This is a genomic window from Corynebacterium sp. ES2715-CONJ3 (genome assembly GCF_024814365.1).
In the GTDB taxonomy this organism is placed as follows: Bacteria; Actinomycetota; Actinomycetes; order Mycobacteriales; family Mycobacteriaceae; genus Corynebacterium.
Map to the genome: position 1 here is coordinate 1 of NZ_JANUXS010000011.1, position 5725 is coordinate 5725.

Below are 5725 nucleotides of genomic sequence, written 5' to 3' on the forward strand. Positions count from 1 at the left end.
GTGTGTTGTTTGAGAACTCAATAGTGTGCCAATTGTTTTTTTGTTTTTTTTGATTGCAGTTGGGTTGTGTTGGTGAATGGTGTGGTGTTTTTGGTGGCCGGTGAGTGTGGCTTGCTTGGTTTTTGACCGAAGATATGAGCTGTTTGTTGGCATGATCGGTTTTTGGCTGTGATTGTTGATGTTTTGGCCCCTTTTTTTCCCTTTTTTGCCCCGTCGGGTTGGGGAGGGGGTTTTGTTTTTTCAATTGTGTGCGCATGGTTGGCATGGCTGCTTGTTTTGGTGGTTGTGTTGGTTGTGTGTGCTGGTTGTTTTGTTTTTTTGCTAGTTTGATTGGGCTTTTCACGGCCTTTGAGAGCAGGTTTTTTGCTTGTTTTTTTGTGGAGAGTTTGATCCTGGCTCAGGACGAACGCTGGCGGCGTGCTTAACACATGCAAGTCGAACGGAAAGGCCTCAGCTTGCTGGGGTACTCGAGTGGCGAACGGGTGAGTAACACGTGGGTGATCTGCCTTGTACTTCGGGATAAGCCTGGGAAACTGGGTCTAATACTGGATAGGACCATGCTTTAGTGTGTCATGGTGGAAAGTTTTTTCGGTACAAGATGAGCCCGCGGCCTATCAGCTTGTTGGTGGGGTAATGGCCTACCAAGGCGTCGACGGGTAGCCGGCCTGAGAGGGTGGACGGCCACATTGGGACTGAGATACGGCCCAGACTCCTACGGGAGGCAGCAGTGGGGAATATTGCACAATGGGCGGAAGCCTGATGCAGCGACGCCGCGTGGGGGATGACGGCCTTCGGGTTGTAAACCTCTTTCGACAGGGACGAAGCTTTTGTGACGGTACCTGTATAAGAAGCACCGGCTAACTACGTGCCAGCAGCCGCGGTAATACGTAGGGTGCGAGCGTTGTCCGGAATTACTGGGCGTAAAGAGCTCGTAGGTGGTTTGTCGCGTCGTCTGTGAAATACCGGGGCTTAACTCCGGAGCTGCAGGCGATACGGGCATAACTTGAGTGCTGTAGGGGAGACTGGAATTCCTGGTGTAGCGGTGGAATGCGCAGATATCAGGAGGAACACCGATGGCGAAGGCAGGTCTCTGGGCAGTAACTGACGCTGAGGAGCGAAAGCATGGGGAGCGAACAGGATTAGATACCCTGGTAGTCCATGCCGTAAACGGTGGGCGCTAGGTGTAGGGGTCTTCCACGACTTCTGTGCCGTAGCTAACGCATTAAGCGCCCCGCCTGGGGAGTACGGCCGCAAGGCTAAAACTCAAAGGAATTGACGGGGGCCCGCACAAGCGGCGGAGCATGTGGATTAATTCGATGCAACGCGAAGAACCTTACCTGGGCTTGACATATACAGGTTTGCTGCAGAAATGTAGTGTCCCTTTGTGGTCTGTTTACAGGTGGTGCATGGTTGTCGTCAGCTCGTGTCGTGAGATGTTGGGTTAAGTCCCGCAACGAGCGCAACCCTTGTCTTATGTTGCCAGCACGTGATGGTGGGGACTCATGAGAGACTGCCGGGGTTAACTCGGAGGAAGGTGGGGATGACGTCAAATCATCATGCCCCTTATGCCCAGGGCTTCACACATGCTACAATGGTCGGTACAACGCGCAGCCAGCCCGTGAGGGTGAGCGAATCGCTGAAAGCCGGCCTCAGTTCGGATTGGGGTCTGCAACTCGACCCCATGAAGTCGGAGTCGCTAGTAATCGCAGATCAGCAACGCTGCGGTGAATACGTTCCCGGGCCTTGTACACACCGCCCGTCACGTCATGAAAGTTGGTAACACCCGAAGCCAGTGGCCTAACCCTTGTGGGGGGGAGCTGTCGAAGGTGGGATCGGCGATTGGGACGAAGTCGTAACAAGGTAGCCGTACCGGAAGGTGCGGCTGGATCACCTCCTTTCTAAGGAGTTTTATTATTTATTTTCTAAATCCGGGTGGATCATCATAAAAACATCATCTGTGCTGTTCGTGTCTCTTATAGATGAGGGGCTGGGCATGACCTGGGTGTGATCGAAAAAAGTTTTATAGCGAAAGAACATAGTTCATCATGGTTTCCTGTTTCTTACCCGTTTGTGGGTGGGGTGGGGGTTGTGGTGGTTGGTGCACTGTTGGGTGTCTGGGATGGCACGTGTTTTGTTGTCCTTGATATGTCACTATTTGTCCCCCTGTTGTTGGTTGGTGTTGTGCTTGCTGGTTGGGGGGTTGGTGGTGGTGTGTGTGTTGTGTGAGAACTGTATAGTGGACGCGAGCATTTTTATCTTTATTCTTTTGTGTGTTTCTTTTATTTTGTAAGTTTGTGTGTGTTTGATGAAGGGCACACGGTGGATGCCTTGGCATGCTAAGCCGATGAAGGACGTGTAAGGCTGCGTTAAGCCTCGGGGAGTTGTCAATAGAGCGTTGATCCGAGGATGTCCGAATGGGGAAACCCGGCCATGGTTATGTGTGGTCACCTGCCAGTGAATTCATAGCTGGTGTGGGGGTTGACGCGGGGAAGTGAAACATCTCAGTACCCGTAGGAGAAGAAAACAATTGTGATTCCGTTAGTAGTGGCGAGCGAACGTGGATGAGGCTAAACCGTATGCGTGTGATACGTGACAGTGGTTGCGTGTGCGGGGTTGTGGGGTTGAAGCGTAAGGTGGCTGTCACCGCCTTGCTGGTGCTGATGCGTGTTAGTGGAAGTGGTGTGGAATCGCCTGCCGTAGAAGGTGAGAGTCCTGTACATGAAAGCGTGTGTTGGCCTGGTTGCTTTTGTCCCCGAGTAGCAGCGGGCTCGTGGAATCTGCTGTGAATCTGCCGGGACCACCCGGTAAGCCTAAATACTTAGTGTGACCGATAGCGGATTAGTACCGTGAGGGAATGGTGAAAAGTACCCCGGGAGGGGAGTGAAATAGTACCTGAAACCGTGTGCTTACAATCCGTCAGAGCCTTGTGCGTGGCCTTCCCTTTAGGGGTTGGTTGTGTGGGTGATGGCGTGCCTTTTGAAGAATGAGCCTGCGAGTCAGCGGCATGTCGCGAGGTTAACCATGAGTGTGGGTAGCCGTAGCGAAAGCGAATCCTAATGAGGGTGTGTTAGTGGCATGTTCTGGACCCGAAGCGGAGTGATCTACCCATGGCCAGTGTGAAGCAGCAGTAAGATGCTGTGGAGGCGCGAACCCACTTAGGTTGAAAACTGAGGGGATGAGTTGTGGGTAGGGGTGAAAGGCCAATCAAACTCCGTGATAGCTGGTTCTCCCCGAAATGCATTTAGGTGCAGCGTCGTGTGTTTCTTCCCGGAGGTAGAGCTACTGGTTGGTTGAGCGGGACTACAATCTTAGCAATGTCAGCCAAACTCCGAATGCCGGTGAAGTGAGAGTACGGCAGTGAGACTGCGGGGGATAAGCTCCGTTGGTCGAAAGGGAAACAGCCCAGATCGCCGGTTAAGGCCCCTAAGAGTGTACTAAGTGGAAAAGGATGTGGGATCGCGAAGACAGCCAGGAGGTTGGCTTAGAAGCAGCCATCCTTGAAAGAGTGCGTAATAGCTCACTGGTCGAGTGGTTCTGCGCCGACAATGTAGTGGGGCTCAAGTACACCGCCGAAGCCGCGGCAATACCTTCCTCTTGTGGGGGAAGGTGTTGGGTAGGGGAGCGTCGTGCACTGCGTTGAAGCATTCTGGTGACGGGGTGTGGAGTGTGTGCGAGTGAGAATGCAGGCATGAGTAACGAATGATACGTGAGAAACGTATCCGCCGGATGACTAAGGGTTCCTGGGTTAAGCTAATCTTCCCAGGGTGAGTCGGGACCTAAGGCGAGGCCGACAGGCGTAGTCGATGGATAACGGGTTGATATTCCCGTACCCGTATATATGCGCCCAGTGGTGAATCAGTGGTACTAACCACCCGCGTGCCCATGGTTATGATGTCCCGTTTTTATGCGGGGTGTTATGGTGTGGTGTTGCGTGCGTGGGACCTTCGTTGGTAGTAGCCAAGTGATGGGGTGACGCAGGAAGGTAGCTAAGCCACTTATTGGATTGTGGTGTAAGCGTGTGGCCCGTGTGATAGGTAAATCCGTTGCACATTGTGGGTGAGGCGTGATGCGTACCCTTTGTTGGGGATGTTAGTGATCCTATGCTGTCGAGAAAAGCCTCTAGCGAGTGTATATATGGCCCGTACCGTAAACCGACACAGGTGGTCAGGTAGAGAATACTAAGGCGTTCGGGTGAACTGTGGTTAAGGAACTCGGCAAAATGCCCCCGTAACTTCGGGAGAAGGGGGACCACTGCTGGTGACAGACTGATTGAGCTGGTGGTGGTCGCAGAGAATAGAGGGAAGCGACTGTTTATTAAAAACACAGGTCCGTGCGAAAACGTGGAAGTTGATGTATACGGACTGACGCCTGCCCGGTGCTGGAAGGTTAAGAGGACCTGTTAGTGACACCTTGTGTGTTGCGAAGCGGAGAATTTAAGCCCCAGTAAACGGCGGTGGTAACTATAACCATCCTAAGGTAGCGAAATTCCTTGTCGGGTAAGTTCCGACCTGCACGAATGGCGTAACGACTTCCCTGCTGTCTCAACCACAGGCCCGGTGAAATTGCATTACGAGTAAAGATGCTCGTTACGCGCGGCAGGACGAAAAGACCCCGGGACCTTCACTATAGCTTGGTATTGGTGTTTGGTTCGGTTTGTGTAGGATAGGTGGGAGACTGTGATGCTGCATCGCTAGGTGTGGTGGAGTCGTTGTTGAAATACCACTCTGATCGGATTGAGCACCTGAACCTTGGCCCATGATCTGGGTTGGGGACAGTGCCTGGTGGGTAGTTTAACTGGGGCGGTTGCCTCCTAAAAAGTAACGGAGGCGCCCAAAGGTTCCCTCAGCCTGGTTGGCAATCAGGTGGTGAGTGTAAGTGCACAAGGGAGCTTGACTGTGAGAGTGACAACTCGAGCAGGTACGAAAGTAGGGACTAGTGATCCGGCACCTACGTGTGGAAGTGGTGTCGCTCAACGGATAAAAGGTACCCCGGGGATAACAGGCTGATCTTCCCCAAGAGTCCATATCGACGGGATGGTTTGGCACCTCGATGTCGGCTCGTCGCATCCTGGGGCTGGAGTAGGTCCCAAGGGTTGGGCTGTTCGCCCATTAAAGCGGCACGCGAGCTGGGTTTAGAACGTCGTGAGACAGTTCGGTCTCTATCCGCCGCGCGCGTTGAAACTTGAAGAAGGCTGTCCCTAGTACGAGAGGACCGGGACGGACGTACCTCTAGTGTGCCAGTTGTCACGCCAGTGGCAGGGCTGGTTTGCTACGTACGGAAGGGATAACCGCTGAAAGCATCTAAGCGGGAAGCCTGTTTTGAGATGAGGTTTCGTTTGAGGTGCCCTGTAGATGACAGGGTTGATAGGCCAGAGTTGTACGCATAGTGATATGTTTAGATGACTGGTACTAATTCACCGACAAACACACATATATGATTCAACTTTGTGATTGTTGCGCATATCACGGCCAGGTTCACCCCAGGGTTGGCACTGTTAGTGTCGGTCTTAGAGTGTTGGTTGTGAGAGGGTTAAAGGTTTTGTTGTGTTTCGCGTCCACTATGCAGTGTCTGACACAGCACATTGTGTTTTTTGATTGTGTCGGTGGTTATTGCGTCAGGGGTACGCCCGGTCCCATTCCGAACCCGGAAGCTAAGCCTGGTAGCGCTGATGGTACTGCAAACGGGAGTTTGTGGGAGAGTAAGTCACCGCCGACCTAAAACTTAA

General features: G+C 52.8%; 1 protein-coding gene and 3 rRNA genes. 3 read left to right on the forward strand and 1 reads right to left on the reverse strand.

The features are described 5' to 3' along the window. A partial coding sequence (locus tag NXT00_RS09390; protein WP_259158814.1) for a hypothetical protein occupies nucleotides 1–343 on the reverse strand: 343 nt, incomplete at its 3' end. A gap of 31 nt (nucleotides 344–374) precedes the next feature. On the opposite strand from NXT00_RS09390, the gene NXT00_RS09395 reads away from it, so the two are divergent. The 3 genes from NXT00_RS09395 (at nucleotide 375) to rrf (ending at nucleotide 5715) form a co-directional block, all read left to right on the forward strand. After that, nucleotides 375–1898: ribosomal RNA gene (locus NXT00_RS09395) — 16S ribosomal RNA — on the forward strand. Between the two features lie 396 nt (nucleotides 1899–2294). Continuing rightward, a 23S ribosomal RNA gene (locus tag NXT00_RS09400) occupies nucleotides 2295–5433 on the forward strand. 165 nt (nucleotides 5434–5598) lie between these two features. Beyond that, nucleotides 5599–5715: ribosomal RNA gene (rrf, locus tag NXT00_RS09405) — 5S ribosomal RNA — on the forward strand. The 16S, 23S and 5S rRNA genes sit together here, the layout of an rRNA operon. The last annotated feature ends 10 nt before the right edge of the window (nucleotides 5716–5725 follow it).